General features: G+C 55.8%; 18 protein-coding genes. 3 read left to right on the top strand and 15 right to left on the bottom strand.

Features of this window, described 5'->3' with window-relative positions; all coding sequences use genetic code 11:
• Positions 1 to 300 precede the first annotated feature (300 nt).
• The 13 genes from HMPREF3011_RS02660 to HMPREF3011_RS10915 all read right to left on the bottom strand — a co-directional run bounded on the left by HMPREF3011_RS02660 (position 301) and on the right by HMPREF3011_RS10915 (position 8169).
• Entirely contained in the window at positions 301 to 672 is a 372-nt protein-coding gene (locus HMPREF3011_RS02660; protein WP_246821390.1) for a phage terminase small subunit, read from the bottom strand.
• Positions 673 to 1671: 999 nt separating this feature from the next.
• Complete coding sequence (locus tag HMPREF3011_RS02650; protein ID WP_070827310.1) at positions 1672 to 2685, bottom strand: hypothetical protein; 1014 nt, start codon at positions 2683 to 2685, stop codon at positions 1672 to 1674.
• Positions 2685 to 3053, bottom strand: coding sequence for a helix-turn-helix domain-containing protein (locus HMPREF3011_RS02645; RefSeq protein ID WP_070827308.1), 369 nt, complete (start codon positions 3051 to 3053; stop codon positions 2685 to 2687). The genes HMPREF3011_RS02650 and HMPREF3011_RS02645 overlap by 1 nt, the downstream gene beginning before the upstream one ends.
• Complete coding sequence (locus HMPREF3011_RS11635) at positions 3050 to 3346, bottom strand: WhiB family transcriptional regulator (RefSeq protein WP_168168148.1); 297 nt, start codon at positions 3344 to 3346, stop codon at positions 3050 to 3052. Before HMPREF3011_RS11635 ends, HMPREF3011_RS02645 begins: the two co-directional genes overlap by 4 nt.
• A complete protein-coding gene (locus HMPREF3011_RS02640) occupies positions 3339 to 3545 on the bottom strand; it encodes a hypothetical protein (protein ID WP_070827306.1) in 207 nt (68 codons plus the stop codon). The genes HMPREF3011_RS11635 and HMPREF3011_RS02640 overlap by 8 nt, the downstream gene beginning before the upstream one ends.
• Positions 3546 to 3703: 158 nt before the next feature.
• The gene (locus HMPREF3011_RS02635; protein ID WP_070841112.1) at positions 3704 to 5203 is read right to left on the bottom strand and encodes a DNA primase family protein; all 1500 of its coding nucleotides are present in this window, start codon (positions 5201 to 5203) and stop codon (positions 3704 to 3706) included.
• Positions 5200 to 5958: a bifunctional DNA primase/polymerase gene (locus tag HMPREF3011_RS02630; protein ID WP_070841111.1), complete on the bottom strand. Its 759-nt coding sequence runs from the start codon at positions 5956 to 5958 to the stop codon at positions 5200 to 5202. Before HMPREF3011_RS02630 ends, HMPREF3011_RS02635 begins: the two co-directional genes overlap by 4 nt.
• Positions 5959 to 6168: 210 nt before the next feature.
• A complete protein-coding gene (locus tag HMPREF3011_RS11565; protein ID WP_256380924.1) occupies positions 6169 to 6300 on the bottom strand; it encodes a hypothetical protein in 132 nt (43 codons plus the stop codon).
• Complete coding sequence (locus tag HMPREF3011_RS02625) at positions 6297 to 6629, bottom strand: hypothetical protein (protein WP_070827300.1); 333 nt, start codon at positions 6627 to 6629, stop codon at positions 6297 to 6299. The genes HMPREF3011_RS11565 and HMPREF3011_RS02625 overlap by 4 nt, the downstream gene beginning before the upstream one ends.
• An 89-nt stretch (positions 6630 to 6718) precedes the next feature.
• Positions 6719 to 7186: a hypothetical protein gene (locus HMPREF3011_RS02620; protein ID WP_070827298.1), complete on the bottom strand. Its 468-nt coding sequence runs from the start codon at positions 7184 to 7186 to the stop codon at positions 6719 to 6721.
• 12 nt (positions 7187 to 7198) lie between these two features.
• Positions 7199 to 7393, bottom strand: coding sequence for a hypothetical protein (locus HMPREF3011_RS02615; RefSeq protein ID WP_070827296.1), 195 nt, complete (start codon positions 7391 to 7393; stop codon positions 7199 to 7201).
• 9 nt (positions 7394 to 7402) lie between these two features.
• Positions 7403 to 7966: a hypothetical protein gene (locus HMPREF3011_RS02610; RefSeq protein ID WP_070827295.1), complete on the bottom strand. Its 564-nt coding sequence runs from the start codon at positions 7964 to 7966 to the stop codon at positions 7403 to 7405.
• Between the two features lie 14 nt (positions 7967 to 7980).
• The gene (locus tag HMPREF3011_RS10915) at positions 7981 to 8169 is read right to left on the bottom strand and encodes a helix-turn-helix transcriptional regulator (protein ID WP_070827293.1); all 189 of its coding nucleotides are present in this window, start codon (positions 8167 to 8169) and stop codon (positions 7981 to 7983) included.
• A 145-nt stretch (positions 8170 to 8314) separates the two neighbouring features.
• Here HMPREF3011_RS10915 and HMPREF3011_RS02605 point away from each other — a divergent pair, with 145 nt between their 5' ends.
• Both HMPREF3011_RS02605 and HMPREF3011_RS02600 read left to right on the top strand, forming a co-directional pair.
• Complete coding sequence (locus tag HMPREF3011_RS02605) at positions 8315 to 8938, top strand: helix-turn-helix domain-containing protein (RefSeq protein WP_115598788.1); 624 nt, start codon at positions 8315 to 8317, stop codon at positions 8936 to 8938.
• 137 nt (positions 8939 to 9075) lie between these two features.
• Positions 9076 to 10245 carry a tyrosine-type recombinase/integrase gene (locus tag HMPREF3011_RS02600; RefSeq protein ID WP_083324580.1) on the top strand — a complete coding sequence of 390 codons (1170 nt, stop codon included), beginning with the start codon at positions 9076 to 9078 and terminating at the stop codon, positions 10243 to 10245.
• A 965-nt stretch (positions 10246 to 11210) separates the two neighbouring features.
• On the opposite strand, the gene HMPREF3011_RS02595 is transcribed toward HMPREF3011_RS02600, so the two are convergent.
• Entirely contained in the window at positions 11211 to 11684 is a 474-nt protein-coding gene (locus HMPREF3011_RS02595; RefSeq protein ID WP_049181661.1) for a hypothetical protein, read from the bottom strand.
• 294 nt (positions 11685 to 11978) lie between these two features.
• Between HMPREF3011_RS02595 and HMPREF3011_RS02590 the strand changes: the two genes are divergently transcribed.
• Positions 11979 to 12416 carry a hypothetical protein gene (locus tag HMPREF3011_RS02590; RefSeq protein WP_038626008.1) on the top strand — a complete coding sequence of 146 codons (438 nt, stop codon included), beginning with the start codon at positions 11979 to 11981 and terminating at the stop codon, positions 12414 to 12416.
• A 185-nt stretch (positions 12417 to 12601) separates the two neighbouring features.
• Here HMPREF3011_RS02590 and HMPREF3011_RS02585 read toward each other — a convergent pair.
• Positions 12602 to 13924 (bottom strand): aldehyde dehydrogenase family protein (locus HMPREF3011_RS02585; RefSeq protein ID WP_070841110.1); only part of this gene is annotated, 1323 nt, incomplete at its 5' end.

The raw sequence follows: 13924 nt of genomic DNA, 5'->3' as shown, positions 1-13924 counted from the left end.
GATGTCTCAAAGGTTGTTCTTGCTAGCCGAACAATATTGGGCAAAGACCTCACTGGCTACCGGTGACGCTTACCTCCCTCGCGTCACGGCAGTGAGGTTTTACTTTTATCCAATACAGGATGTTGAGAGAAATTTTCCTAGCGGATGGACTTCGTGCACTCGTGGGGCTTACCCTCGTTGACCTGCGCAAAACCCCTGTTCGCAAATCGATTCTAAGCGGTTAAATGACAGGAGCACGTACCCTAACACCCCTTAATCGCTTACAAGGCGTTCTAGCGCATCGCCCAAAATGGCCAATAGTTAGTCAGCTGGATCTACAGCACGTAAACCCACATACCGGCCACTTGCGCCATACCGAGCACGTTCCCGCTTCTCGTCCGCTTCGTCAGCTGCAGCGTACTGGATACGCAAACGGGCACGGTCTTCAGCCGTCGAACCAAACTTCGCAGTGCGAAGTCTAAGTTCTCCAGCAAGCTTTATCTCACCAGACCAGAACGCTCCGTGAATCGCGGCGGTGTCCATAAGTTCCGACCAGTCCGACGCGCGGAAACCTGCCGCTAATGGATCGCGTGACCAACGGCGCCACCACTCCAGGGTAATTTCCGGCCACGGCTCACCACCTGGCATCGCGTCCGGTAACGCGGGCTGGGGAACTGGATTGGCTTCAATCACGCGGGTTGGAAAAGGGTCTTTGTTTCGTCGTGCTCGTAAGTGAGCTGGCTTAGGAGGTCGACCACGGCCACCCATAAGAAATCACCTGTCCTTCATTGTGAAGCTGTCAAAAGTTGTTCTGATAAATCTCTGGCGCGTGTAACGCTCAATGCCAGCGCGTCGAGTACCGGCAGACTCGGCCACGGGGCGGAAAAAGACATGAAGACCACGGCCACTAACCGACCGTTCAACGAACAGAATCGGCTCCGTCATAGCGTTGACGTAATCGCTTGCCCACGGCGCCACGACGTCCCCGTCGAAGCAATTGTCAATGTCGATACATCCGAGACCGCTACCAAGCATGACTCCAAAGCCGTCTCCAGCCGTTGACGCCTGAACTTCAGCAAACGTCGACCAGGTTCCGGGATTAGTGGAAGACGCGGGAGATCCACACGGCATGATTGGTCGCTTGCCCTCAGCCCGAACCCAGCGGCGCTCACTGCGAAACTCACTCAATGGTTGCCGAGCTTTCCTAGCTCGATGAGCTCGCTGCCTACAGGTAGCCGAGCAGAACCTCGGCGTGATGCCACGGCGATTAGTGGCATCAAACTCCTGTCCACACTGCTCGCATATCACCTTCATGCCTCTAATCTTACCCTAAAATGTCACGACTTAATAGTGTGACCAGCAGAAATAGAGGGTAAAGAAAGAACGGTCACCACAGACAAGACAAACTCCCCAACCCACCAAAACACCCCAACCAACCCCCAAACACCCACCACAACACCACACAAACACCCAAAACCACCACAACAACCCGAAACGTGGAATTCGTACCCAGCCCTAGCGCCTACGCCTTTGGGGGGCTTCGGCTGGCCGTGGGGTGGGGGATAGCTCCCAGGGTCTGCTTTGTCGGATGTTTGTCCGTGGATGCTGTTCCATGCTGGGTTGGTTTGTCCTGGCGCGGGTCTTGTGGTGGTGCCCCAGCGGGTTAGTGGTGCTGGGGCTTCAGGGGGGGGCTTAGTTGTCTTCGAGTCGCTTCTTGATTTCCCACATGGTGAATGGCTTCAGGTTGCCGACTCGGATTAGTGGAGGGTTTTCTGAAGGTCGTGTGATATCGCGGGTGATTTGGGTTTTCAGGACATTCCAGTCGGCGGGGATGCCTAGGCGGTCTAGTAGGCCGTTGTGGGTCTCGAGGTGGGTCTTGTCTAGGGGTAGGCCGTCTCGGTCGAAGTCGGTGGTGTCCTTGTGGGCGGTGGCGATCAGGTAGGTGGGCTTGTACTTGAGTCGGCCATGATTGAAGACTAGGCCGTCAATGAACTTGTGGGCTTCACGGGCTGCTCGGATCTGGTTCAGCGTGCGTCGTGCGTGCTGTGTGTCTCCAAGTTCTCCGTCTTCACGCCAAAAGAAGTCCGTTCGCTTGTTCGTTTTTCCGTCTTGTCGTTCTTGGTCTTCGTTGTTGATTGTTCCAATCACTGTGAAGAAGTCCATTCCGAAGATGCCTTGCTTTGGTGTGATCTCTCCTAGGAATAGGTCAATCGTCTTCTTCAGTTCTTTGCCTTCGACGAACTCTTGGTAAGTCTTCAGCTCCTTTGGTGTTGCTACTGCTGCGACTGTTGAAGGATCAGGGTCGGCGGTGCCCCACTTGTCGGCCACCTGCTGCGCTACGTTGTTGTAGTGGTGCCAGTGGGCTTGCACGTCAGCGAGTGCTTGGTCGACGCCACCGTCGTTCTTCCATTCGGTTGCGACCTGGTAGACGGCTTGCTCGGTCTGTCGCAGGCCGTCTTCCATGTAGCTGATGACGCCTTGGTGCTTGTTGTAGGCTTCAGCTTCTTTGGTGAGTGTCTGGAGGTCGAGGGCACGGTTAGAGGTAAGAAGGTCAGTGGCGGCCGTGGGGAGGTTGTAGGTCTCGGCCAGGGTGCTCTTCAGTGCCTGGATGCGGTCAAGGAGCCGGGTTAGCGGCTCGAGGGTGGTGTCGGTGGCTCCGGCGTTGTGGGCGGCGGTAACGAATCGCCTTATCTCCATTGGCTGCATTAGTGCTTCCTTTCCATGTAGTTGAGAAGTTGTTGCTTGCTCCAGACCCACACCCCGGCTCGCTTGATAGCCCCGGTATCCTTGGCTAGGCGTCGTGCTTGCCGTGTTGATACTCCGAGTAGTTGGGCTGCTTGCCGGGTGCTGATTGGGTCTGTGACTACTCGTGGGTAGTGTCGCAAAGGTGCTTGTGGTCGGACGTCCGTGTGTCCGGCTAAGGCCAGGGCTCCGATGTCGGAGATGATCTGGTCATGGGTGGGGGTTAGTCGGTATCCGTTGCGGCGCATCGTGTGCTTGCCGTGCTGCAGGAGTTCGTAGGCGGCTCTGAGTTCGGCGGGGTCAGAGAGAATGACACCACTGGTTAGTTTCATGCTGCCGTCCCCTTGTGGCGTGTAGGTTCGTCAATCCACATTCCTGCCCAGATTCCTTGCCGGTGGTCTTTGGGGAGTGTTCCTGCCGTGGTTGTGCATTCTGTGAGGACAGGGCATTGACGGCAGATTGAGCGGGCTTGGTGGTGGCGGGCTTCGCGCTGCTCCTTCGATTCGCCGTTGACGTCGCTGTCGAACAATGGTGAGTATCCAGCGCATGCGGCTCCGGCTAGTGATGCGTCACGGATAGGCAGGAGTCTTTTGGGGAGCTGTTTGGCGGACGGGAACTTATTCACAGTTGGTATCTCCCCGCTCTTCGAGAATGTCCGCGATCCCGTTCGTGAGTTTCACGGCATTGGCCGGGGGGACTGATATGGCGGTCTTGGCTCCCAGGAACTGAATGAAAATGTTGCCGGGGCGCTTAAGGTCTGGCTTGACGAGCACCTGCAGACGCTCGCCATTGACGCGGTGAGCGGTGACTCGGAATTGGCTCATTGTTAGAAGATTCCTATCTTTAGCGTGTGAATATCTGTGGCGAGTTAAAGTGCTCAGGAACCGGTTCCCGTAGTTCGCGCTGGTCATAAGGTTTTTGGTCGGTTCCGTACCGGTTCACAAATGGTTCGCGGTTCCCGAAAAGCACTGTTTTTCAGTTTCTAGGCGGCCGTCTTCACGAACTGCCGAAAATCATTGATAGGTTTAACCCCAACGAGGTAGCGGCGGCGTGGAGCGTCCTTGTCGTAATTCCCGTTCTCATCCAGATTGGTGTTCTTGTATTGAATTTCCGGGTAGGCGGCGGTGAGATCTTGCGCCAGGGACTCACGGTTCTTGCTTGCGCGGCCTTCAGCTTCAGCCCACGTATGGTAGTGCTTCAGAACCTTCGACATCTCCATGAAGTCGGACGCCTTGCCGGTGACCTCAAAGCAATTGCCCTCGTCGACGAACACCTGCAGCGGGTTCGACAGCTCGCTGAAGGTGGTCTCAAAGTCGGCGCCACTTGCCGGTTCGGTGAACGTGCCCTGTTTCTGAAGCTGCTCGTAACCGGCCAGAGCCCAGTTGAAGATTCCCGGCAGCTCGGCCGTGAGCTTGTCCTTTAGATGCGGATCTTGCTCGTCCGGCTTGAAGGTGCGAATCATCTTGATAGTCAGGAACCTGGTTTGAATGGCGCCACTGGAGTCCGGCAGACGTGGCACCTCATTGGAGACCAGCACAAGACGAGTGTTTAGTCGGCCGGTCCAGTAGTCCCGGTTTTTCCGGTTGACCGAAACAGTGTCGTTTGCGACTAGGTTCAGGAGTCGCTCGGTGGCCATGCTGTTAACCTTCGCGTTCCCGCGCGCGTCCTCCAGCACGGTGACGGACTTGCCGATGAGTGAGGACAGCCCAAAATCGCTTGCCAGGTCGCGCAGCGTCGTGGTGGCAACATTGTCTGTTCCGACGAGCTGCTGGAGCATGTAGGAGATCGTGCCCTTGCCGCCGCGCTTAGCGCCGATGAGCGCAAGGAGCTTGTGGCGCGTCGTGTCACCTGTGACCAGGACACCGGCGTACTGCTGAAGTGCTTCGATGCCTGCAGGGTCGTGACCAAGAACTTCGTTTAGGAACTTCGTCCAGCGGGGACATTCTGCGTTCTTGTCGTAGGCGAATGGCAGTGACCATGTGGTGAACAGGCTCGGGTCGTGGTCTTCGAGCTGTTTGGTCTCGAGATTCAGCAACCCGTTTTCCGTAGCGATCATGGAGGTTTCTGGAGTGTTCCTGGTTCCTTCCATGCGGAACGGTGGGGTAGCAGTATCGTCTCGCTCGGTCAGAATTGCCAGCGGTTCGAGAACATCTGTGACCTTCGCGCGGTTTGGTGACCAGTGAGCCGGTAGTCCCTTGCCGTTGATGTAGATGCACTGCTCCAGTCGTTCATAGACCGGTCGGCGGACTCCTAGTTTGTTGGTGTACTCCTGCCAGCAGGTGCCGGTGTAGCGCCAGAATGCGCCACGCCAGTACACAAGAAGCGGCTGTTCTCCTGGTGCCGTGAAGCAATCAAAGATAAGGCTTCGTGCCACGCTCATAGGCTGCGTTGGTTCCGGGTAGACATTCCAGTTCTCCGGCTCTTCGAGCAGTCCTTCCTTGATTCGTTCCACAACATTCATGGAGTTGAAAGTGTTGGTCATGCTGCGACCTCCCCGGCAGCTCGGCGGGCGCTATTAATCGTCCGCATGATCTCCGGCTCCGGCAGGCCAGCGCACGCGGCGGCCGAAGCTAATTCTTCGTCAATGTTCAAACCGCGCCGGAATGCAATAAATGCGGATCTGTTCAGTGCATCATTGCGGGTTCCTGGCGCGGCGTTTGCTACGTCCTGGATTAGTTCAGCTGCTCGTCCTTCCTTGTCGATTAATGGTGTTGGTATGCGTGCCGGTCGTGCCGGTGGCCGGAAAACTGCGCGGTGTAGATGCGCCGGCAGTACCGGAAGATTCTCTGGAAGTTGGAACTCTTGCACCACGTATTCGCGGCCAGTTTTCGGGTGGATACTGCCTGGCATAACCAGGTAGCCCCTCCTGGTTTTTATGTCGATGCCTTCTCCGGCGGTTTTGTTCACGGCGGACTTATGTGGCAGTTGGAACCACACGTGCAGGCCACCCGATCCGGTGCGTGTGATAAAAGTCTTCGGCAGGCTCTTACCTCGGTTGAGGTTGCGCCATGTTGTATCACCACCGTGGCGGGGGTCGATGTCGAGCACGACAACGTTTGCGGCGGGTCGGGCTCCAATGTTGGCGCTTGGCCAGCGTGTCCACCATGATTCAATCTGTGATTGGTCGGCGGTGGCGTCCTTGTGTCCGTGGCGGGTTAGTGGTGCTTTTCCTTTGAGGGGAAATACTTCAAATCCCCAACTAGCCCACGTCGCGGCATCTGCGTATTGCTGTGACAAAACGCAATCCTCCTAGTATCGAAAATCTCCAATTGCGTCACACTGTTTCCTTGCTTTCTCCAAGCGAGCTCGGGTATTAAATTGTTCAGCCAGCCATAGTTGGAAAACTCCTTGTGGGGTTTCCGCTCCCGGTCGGAGAATCGAACTCCGTCAATGAACCGTTCCGGGATGCCGTGATGTTTCGTCACGGACTTTTGTCACACCTGCGTTTTAGGCCGCTATTGGGGTAGGGCGGTGGTGTGGAAAATCGCTGCAATCTAGGCGCTCCAGGAGGTCTGTCATGTCGAAGACGAGTTCCTTGTCGGCCTGCTCGAGCAGCTGGTCGCAAATAATGGAGGTCACTTTTTGACCTCCCAACGGTCGGCCATGTCGAGCGCCATATCTGCCGGAATGAGGAACTTCGGCCAGTGGCCTTTCATCTCTTTTTCGAGTTGCTTCATGTCCCGGCAAGCTGGGCAAGGGTAGTACTCGACGGACAGCGGTACGCCGTTGCTATCAACCTTCACGGGAGTTACCCACTGGCGGGCAATGAAGTGGCCACATGCGGCGTGGTCGCCTGCCTCGGTCCGGCGGACGATGCTGTGAGCAGCTCGGCGGCGTGGCCTTTTCGATTTAACATCCGCGCGTTGCTCGGAATTGTGTTCGAATTTTGTGGTATTCTGGTTTTGCATCGGTTAAGACTCCTAGTTCTGATGCGTCCTGGCTTCGGAATGAGAACGGCGCCTTGCAGATCCGGTACTGTAGGGCGCTTTTCTTATGCCTACCCTTCCAAGGCGGCTTCGGCCTGCTGAATGAAAAACTCCAGATCCTCCCACACTGGATCTACAGCGCTAATTGCGCTAAGAACTCGGCTACGCAGCGGATAGTCCTGATTGAAGCTAGAAGCGTTAACCACGTCCCAATGTTCCGGGTACGCGTAGGTGCTTGCCCCAAAACTTGTCATGGCTTCGGCAACCTCCTTCAGTGCCTGGATATCGTCACGTGAGAGCGGCGCCTTTGGAAGGGTGGTGTTGTAGTCATTTAGCCACTCTGCAATGTCCTTTTTGGCGAACTCTTCAGCCGTGAGGTTCTTGCAGCGCATGAAATGAACAAAGTCTTCAGCCATGGCGCGGTCAGTGAACCCGCAGGCTTGCCCCTCGATGTTTACCTCGTATCGGTAAACGGCGAAGTCGTACTCGGTGAAGTGCGAGAACTGATGGGTCAGGGAAATGTCCACAAGCTTCTTCATTGTGTTGGCTCCTTAGTTGTCGCGCTGCTCGGCTGCAGCTAGGAATTCGGCATAGGCGACACGGAAATCAAGAAGGGCTCCGGCCACCTTTTCGTCAGAGTTGGGGTTTAGACCAGCTTCGGCGGCCTTCAGAACCGCAAGTCCAAGGGTGTATCCACAATCACGCTGAAACTGTGCAAGTTCCTGTAAATCGGGCTGATGTGACATGGCTTCTCCTTAAGCTGCCTTGGGAAAACGTGGTGTGGCGATCAAGGTCAAGGTTGTTTCCAGAGGTTCGGAACCGTAGGGAGTTATCTCGGAAACGGTTCCCTGGATAATCACCCGAACCTCTCCAGTCGGGTCGGTGTCCACACTTTCGACCGTGAAGTCACGACGTGATCCATTGGCGTGATTCCAGAAATTCACGGTTCCGTCGACGAGTTCCTGCAATGTCCGGTTTGAGCCGGTTTCGACCACAAGCGGCTTCGAGTGCTTAACCGAGTGTGTTCCGGTAATTCGGTGTGAAGACGTGTTGACGGTCGACAGGATGCTGTCGGGCTGCGGGGCACTGTCCTTGTCGGGAATTTCCCCGTTAATCATTCGCAGGTCTATGACGTCGACCAGGGAACTACGGATGTTGTAGTAGTCATCCCGGCTGATGTTGGTGGGGTTGATTGGCTGGCCGTCGACTTCGGAGTCTTTGCGGCTGATTGCCAGGTGGGTGAGGTGGCGGACTGGTTCTAGTGCGGCGCCGGTTGCGTCCGCAATGTCCTTGGCAAGTCCTTCGTATGTTAGTGGCATCGGTTTTCTCCTGTTTATGCGGCGTCGGCCGGTAGTTCGTCCAGTCCGAGGAAGTCCAGGAGTGGGCGGGCGGGGATGATGTAGCGGCCGCCAATCTGATGCGCTGGTGTTGGGAAGTTTCCGTCTCGGATTGCGCGGTAGACACTTGACTGCGACATGCCGAGTAACGCGGCGGCGGTAGGAACTGTGACTGTAGAGGTCATAACTTGGCTCTCCTAGGTGGTAGTCTTGTTAGCAATTAACAGAAACAAACGAACAGTGGTGTTCATTGCTAACAAGTCAATATTGACATGATGACGCTAGAAGTGACAAGTCAATATTGACAAACTAGGGTGTGGTGTTTGTCACATGTCTTCAAACTCGGTTGATAGGACTCTTGCTAGAAACCTTCTCTATCTGCGCGAATCGCGTGGAATGAGTCGAAAAGAACTAGCAGAAAGGGCGGCTATTCACGGTGCAGAATTTTCCGAAACGGCAATCAGACGCGCGGAAGATGCAAAACGGCCAATAAGGGCATCGGAGCTTTTTGCCCTAAGCCAGGTGTTTGACGTCGAGGTGAGTAACCTAATGCTCGTCGATATGACCGGACAACACCCGATAGTCCAAGCAGCTGCGCGCCTAAAAGAAACCGAGCAGCACCTTGAGGAGAATCTTCATACGCTAAGTTCAACCATCCCGCAGCTGGCGGAGGCTGTGCATGATCTTGAAGAAGCTGTAGTCGCTTTTGCAGAAGCGAATCACCTAATCGCAGAAGCCCCTCCAGCGGGGATGACCGGGCTCAAGCTTCCGAATGGAAGAATTTCTCTGCCTAATAACCATGTTGAGCGGGTGCTAGATCTGCTGGAAACCGTTCAGCCAATCGAGGAAGCGGCAATGGACCTCTATACGGACAATAACGCTGTCTTTGTGCATTATTCCTGGCACTCTTTTTCGGCTGAAGCTCTAAAACTCATGGGCGGCGGCTCGAATTAGGCCATGGGCGTCAGCGTCGACAGCAACGGTTCCGCTGGTTCCTTGGTTCATATGAACCGTACAAAAACCTATCGTGACCTCTAGGAACCACAAGAACCGGTTCTTACTAACTTTAATCTCTAGGGGAGATAACACTCATGGGGAGAGGTAGACCAGCTACCCCACCTGGCACACACGGCAAGGTCGACATCTGGCAAGAATCACCTGGCAAGTGGAAAGCCTTCACTCGGCTACGCCTTCACAGCGGACGGACAGTAACCGTTCGCGCAACGTCAACCGGCAAAGGTAAGGTCAGCAACCTCCTGGAAGAACGATGCAAGGAGCGGCTGGGAACATTCACGGCGGGAACACTCCGGCCGGAATCAAAGCTGAAAGACCTCCTTACAACATGGTTGGAACAGCACGATGTTTCCGAACGGTCGAAACGAATCTACGCGACCACCATGGATAACCACATCATTCCGGCCATTGGCGAGCTCCGGCTGAATGAGCTCAACCCCCAGGTTCTGCAGGTGTTCATTAACGAGAAGGCGCCAGGCATCGCTCCGACCTGCCGGGCGGTGCTATCGAGCGCGCTGGACTACGCGGTGCGAATTGGCGTCCTGGAAATAACTCCGTGGCGGGCTATCGTCCTGCCGAAAGGTGAGGTCACGGAAGTTGAAGTTCTCACAGGGGATGAACAGAAGGCCTATATCGCTGCTGTGAAGCGGTGGTGTGCTGGCTTCAATGTTGACCAGCCGAAAGATGCCAAGAAACCAGCTGGCAGGAGAGGGCGCGGTGGCGGGGCGGATAAGGTCATTCGGATTATCGCCGGTTCTGGACTGCGAACATCTGAAGCGCTAGGTCTACGTATCCAGGATGTTGATCCGAAGAATCGCAGAATAACGGTGTGTGGACAATCAACGTCAGACGGCAGTCGAACCAAAGTTTTGAAGAATGAGACTAGCCGTTTTTCGCATAGGGTTATCAGCATCACTCAAGATGCTGCCGATGCGATTCAGGAGCAGTTGGATCATGAGCTGGTGCAGTTTTGGGGAGAGCCATTGTTTCCGTCTCGGAGTGGAACTTATCGGACGGCCAATAATCTCAACCGTGATCTGCGTGATGCCACAGTGCGCTTACGTGAGGAACTGAAGCGTGACATTGTGCCAAAGAATTTCCGTTCGACTATTGGCTCGTACATCCGTGACCGGCATGGCGTCGACGCGGCACAGTTGCATCTTGGTCACTCAACTAACCAGGTAACCCAGCAGTATTACCTAGGTGCTCCAGAGGTTGTTGATGATTATCTGGGTGGCTCGAAGTGATATTCGTGGCGGTGTCTTGCGTCCTTGATGAGGTGTAACGCTGGATTACGGAGACAAAAAACAGACAGAAAATAATCAAAATCAATGATTTTTAAGACGCTGGCTAAAAGTAGTTGAACGTTCTACCTGCAGTTTTGACGATGATTGATGTTAAACATAACTGAAAATAGGGACGTTTAGCATCGAAGGGTTGCTGGTTCGAGTCCAGCTGGAGGAGCAATTAGGCCAGGTCAGAGAGTTTTTCTCTGGCCTGGTTTTTTATTCGCAGTGTTAATCCACTAAAACAATCATTAAATATTCGGGCCAAAGGACAAAATTCGTGTCTTTCCCCGACGCGCCCCGGCTGGTTATTGAGGGGTTGGGCCGTGGGAGTGAGCGGTCTATTTTCTATTCCGCCACTTATGGCCAAGTTTCGGGGTCTTGTCGATGGTTTTTCGGCACTTATGCGCACGGTATTGGCCGGGTCTCTCACATGTCGATGAGGTATTCACTTATGGCCACGCTCCAGCGCATCGATAGGTGAATACCTTGGCCACAAGTCGCTGGAGTCTTGGGCCAGAGCGCTGGAGCCGAAAGGTTGCCACTTACTCGCCATTTATGCGGGGGTTCTAGAATCCCAATAGCGCAATGACAAGTGAAGAGGAGCCATCACGGCATCGCGGCAGCACGCCACGTATGGCTCGAAGATGACGTATGGCTCGACAGTAACGTTTGGCTCTGTGTACGCGACCATATGTACACATTTGCGCCACAGGTCACTTTTGGGCCATAGGCGGACAGTTAAGCCATAAGTGGACAGGCGCATAGGAGGCGATGGAGCACTATTTTTTTTGGGGGGGGGGCACAAAGCTGCCCGAGCTAGCCAGTACCTGAGTACTTAGAGACGTGGGCGCTATGAGTTCCCCAGCCGAAGCCGCAGGTGGCGCGGTTGGGCTGGGGCGCGGGGACCGTCGTAAAGCTAAAGGTTAGACCTGATCCAGGAGGTCCCAGAGTGTCGAACTGTGGATAATCTGCAGGTCGTGGGCTTCGGGCGCGACGTTGACGTGGCCGGGCATGAGCGTCACGGACGAATGCGTGTGACCGTGAACGATGCCGGTCCAACGATTAGCGTGCGGAGCCCAGCGGACGGCATTCTTGGACGCGGTCCGATCCATCAGCGTGGGGTAGTGGTTGAAGAGATAGGCCTTCTTGCCCTGTTTAATCTGGAGATTCAGGCTGATGAGGTCAAAGACATTCTGGAAGGCGCCCATCCATTCCATCTGCACCGCAGGCTGGAACTTGGGGTGAATCTGATCGTGGTTACCAGGAGTCAGAATCATGGTGAGGTTGCGCGCTGACTTGACCTCGGCCAGCTTCTCCAGCGCGTAGGTATCTTCGTGGACCGAAATATGGGTTAAGTAGCAAAAAGTGTGTCTGGTCGGCGTTTCGCCGGTGGGCACCTTTTTCCGTTTAGTCCCAATGCGAGTTACTGGCCACGTTTATGACCGGTGGCGTTGGGCCGATCCGAGTTACTGACTGTGGTTATGTCAAAAATGGCCCGGAAAATTGCCTGAAAGTGTCATAAGCTCGCACAGTTTCACATTTGCAGCCCGCAAGTTTCCGGGTTGTCGGTTTTTCTACTTAGCCCACTCTATGCTCGGAGGGTTTTGCGCCTGTGAGCGTAACTCGATTCTCCGTTGGAGGGGGAGAGAGACTCAGTCACGCTGCAGGTCTCCTCACGTAACCTGGGACGCATGAGGCTCGACAATATAACCCGCCCCTTGCTGGCGTCCTTTTTCGCCGCGGTCGCGTGGAGTGTTTTGAGTGGGCTAATCTTGCCGGAGCCCAATCTCGCCTACGACGAAGGAATTGCGTCGTGGATCGTGTCCATGCTGGTCTCAGTAGTGCTGGTCGGAGCAATAGCTGTTTTTGCCGGTGATGGTTCGTCGGCCCGGGGGATGACCAGCGCGCGGAGCATTGTCCCAGCAGCTACCGGCGCAGGAATTGCCGCGCTTGGCGATCTGGTATTCCTATTTCTCACCACGTCGCCCGATGGTCAGGACGGCCTGGTCGTCGCCTATGTCGTGTTCTTCTACATCCCGCTACTTTTTCTCGGCGGATGGGCCGCCAGCGCCGCGATTAATCGGATGCGTAGGTGGTACCGGCAAGTGAAGAAAGAAAGAGAGGCCTAGCTGGCGGCCGTGAGCTAGGCCTCTAAATTTGGAGTCGCCAGCGCCTGGTGCGTCAGGTTAAGGCCGACTATCGAAACCGGCTAGGCGCGGAGGGCGTTTTTTGGGGGCGGGCAAGGCAATTGTCGACACCTTTATCGGACGTGAATCGGAATCGAAAGATTGCCCAGCTCAGAGGGAGCGGATTTTTAGAACAGGCCAGTCGGGTTCTCGTCGTAAGAGACGAGCATGCACTTGGTCTCCTGGTAGTGCTCGAGCATCATCAAGTGATTCTCGCGGCCGATACCGGACTGCTTGTAACCGCCGAAGGCTGCGTGAGCAGGGTAGCTGTGGTAATTATTCACCCATACGCGACCGGCCTGGATACCGCGGGCAGCGCGGTAGGCGTTGTTCTGGTTGCGGCTCCACACGCCAGCGCCAAGGCCATAGATGGTGTCGTTGGCAATTTCGAGAGCCTCTTCCAGGGTCTTGAAGGTTGTTACGGCCAGGACCGGGCCGAAGATCTCCTCGCGGAAGAAGCGCATCGAGTTGTCGCCCTTAAAGATTGTCGGCTCGACGTAGAATCCTCCCTCCAGTCCTTCGGGCTTGGCGACGTTGCCACCGGTGAGGACCTCGGCGCCCTCCTTCGGTCCGGATTCCAAGTAGCCGGAGATCTTGTCCAGCTGCTCCTGGGAGGCCTGGGCGCCCATCTGCACCGACGTATCTAGCGGGTTGCCGGTCTTAATCTGCTTGACGCGCTCGACCGCGAGCTTCAGGAACTCATCAGCGATGTCTTCGTGAACCAGGGCTCGCGACGGGCAGGTGCAGACCTCGCCCTGGTTCAACGCGAACATGGCCAGGCCCTCGACGCACTTTTCGCGGAACGCGTCGTCGGCGTCCATGACATCGGGGAAGAATATGGACGGGGACTTGCCGCCGAGCTCCAGCGTGATCGGAATAATCTTGTCGGACACTGCCTTGTTAATCAGCTGGCCCACGGCAGTCGATCCGGTGAACGCAATCTTGGAAATCCGGTCGCTTGCAGTCAGCGCAGCACCAGCCTCGGTGCCGAGGCCATTGACAATGTTGAGGACGCCGTCAGGAATCAGATCGGCGATGATCTCAGTGAGCATGAGAATCGACGCGGGGGTCTGCTCTGCGGGCTTGAGTACGATGCAGTTGCCGGCGGCCAGGGCCGGGGCGATTTTCCACGCGGCCATCAGGAGGGGGAAGTTCCACGGGATGATCTGGCCGACGACGCCGAGTGGCTCGTGGAAGTGGTAGGCGACCGTGTTGTCGTCGATTTGCGAGATGCGCCCTTCCTGCGTGCGGGTGGCGCCGGCGAAGTAGCGGAAGTGGTCGATGGCGAGGGGGATGTCAGCGGCGAGAGTCTCGCGGATGGCCTTACCGTTCTCCCAGGTCTCGGCGACTGCAATCTTCTCAAGGTTTTCCTCCAGGCGGTCTGCGATGCGGTGGAGGATCAGCGCCCGCTCGGCCGCAGGGACCGCGGCCCAGGAGTCCTTCGCTTTGTG

It is taken from the genome of Corynebacterium sp. HMSC074C04, from assembly GCF_001838295.1.
Taxonomy (GTDB): Bacteria; Actinomycetota; Actinomycetes; order Mycobacteriales; family Mycobacteriaceae; genus Corynebacterium; species Corynebacterium amycolatum.
The sequence above is the reverse complement of the archived record's forward strand: the minus strand, read 5'-3'. Positions and strand labels throughout refer to the sequence as shown.

Bases quoted from the DNA above. Each gene is read 5' to 3' on its own strand.
- HMPREF3011_RS02650 (WP_070827310.1), bottom strand. From the start codon at position 2,685: ATGCAGCCAATGGAGATAAGGCGATTCGTTACCGCCGCCCACAACGCC.
- HMPREF3011_RS02645 (WP_070827308.1), bottom strand. From the start codon at position 3,053: ATGAAACTAACCAGTGGTGTCATTCTCTCTGACCCCGCCGAACTCAGA.
- HMPREF3011_RS02640 (WP_070827306.1), bottom strand. From the start codon at position 3,545: ATGAGCCAATTCCGAGTCACCGCTCACCGCGTCAATGGCGAGCGTCTG.
- HMPREF3011_RS02635 (WP_070841112.1), bottom strand. From the start codon at position 5,203: ATGACCAACACTTTCAACTCCATGAATGTTGTGGAACGAATCAAGGAA.
- HMPREF3011_RS02625 (WP_070827300.1), bottom strand. From the start codon at position 6,629: ATGCAAAACCAGAATACCACAAAATTCGAACACAATTCCGAGCAACGC.
- HMPREF3011_RS02620 (WP_070827298.1), bottom strand. From the start codon at position 7,186: ATGAAGAAGCTTGTGGACATTTCCCTGACCCATCAGTTCTCGCACTTC.
- HMPREF3011_RS02615 (WP_070827296.1), bottom strand. From the start codon at position 7,393: ATGTCACATCAGCCCGATTTACAGGAACTTGCACAGTTTCAGCGTGAT.
- HMPREF3011_RS02610 (WP_070827295.1), bottom strand. From the start codon at position 7,966: ATGCCACTAACATACGAAGGACTTGCCAAGGACATTGCGGACGCAACC.
- HMPREF3011_RS10915 (WP_070827293.1), bottom strand. From the start codon at position 8,169: ATGACCTCTACAGTCACAGTTCCTACCGCCGCCGCGTTACTCGGCATG.
- HMPREF3011_RS02605 (WP_115598788.1), top strand. From the start codon at position 8,315: ATGTCTTCAAACTCGGTTGATAGGACTCTTGCTAGAAACCTTCTCTAT.
- HMPREF3011_RS02600 (WP_083324580.1), top strand. From the start codon at position 9,076: ATGGGGAGAGGTAGACCAGCTACCCCACCTGGCACACACGGCAAGGTC.
- HMPREF3011_RS02590 (WP_038626008.1), top strand. From the start codon at position 11,979: ATGAGGCTCGACAATATAACCCGCCCCTTGCTGGCGTCCTTTTTCGCC.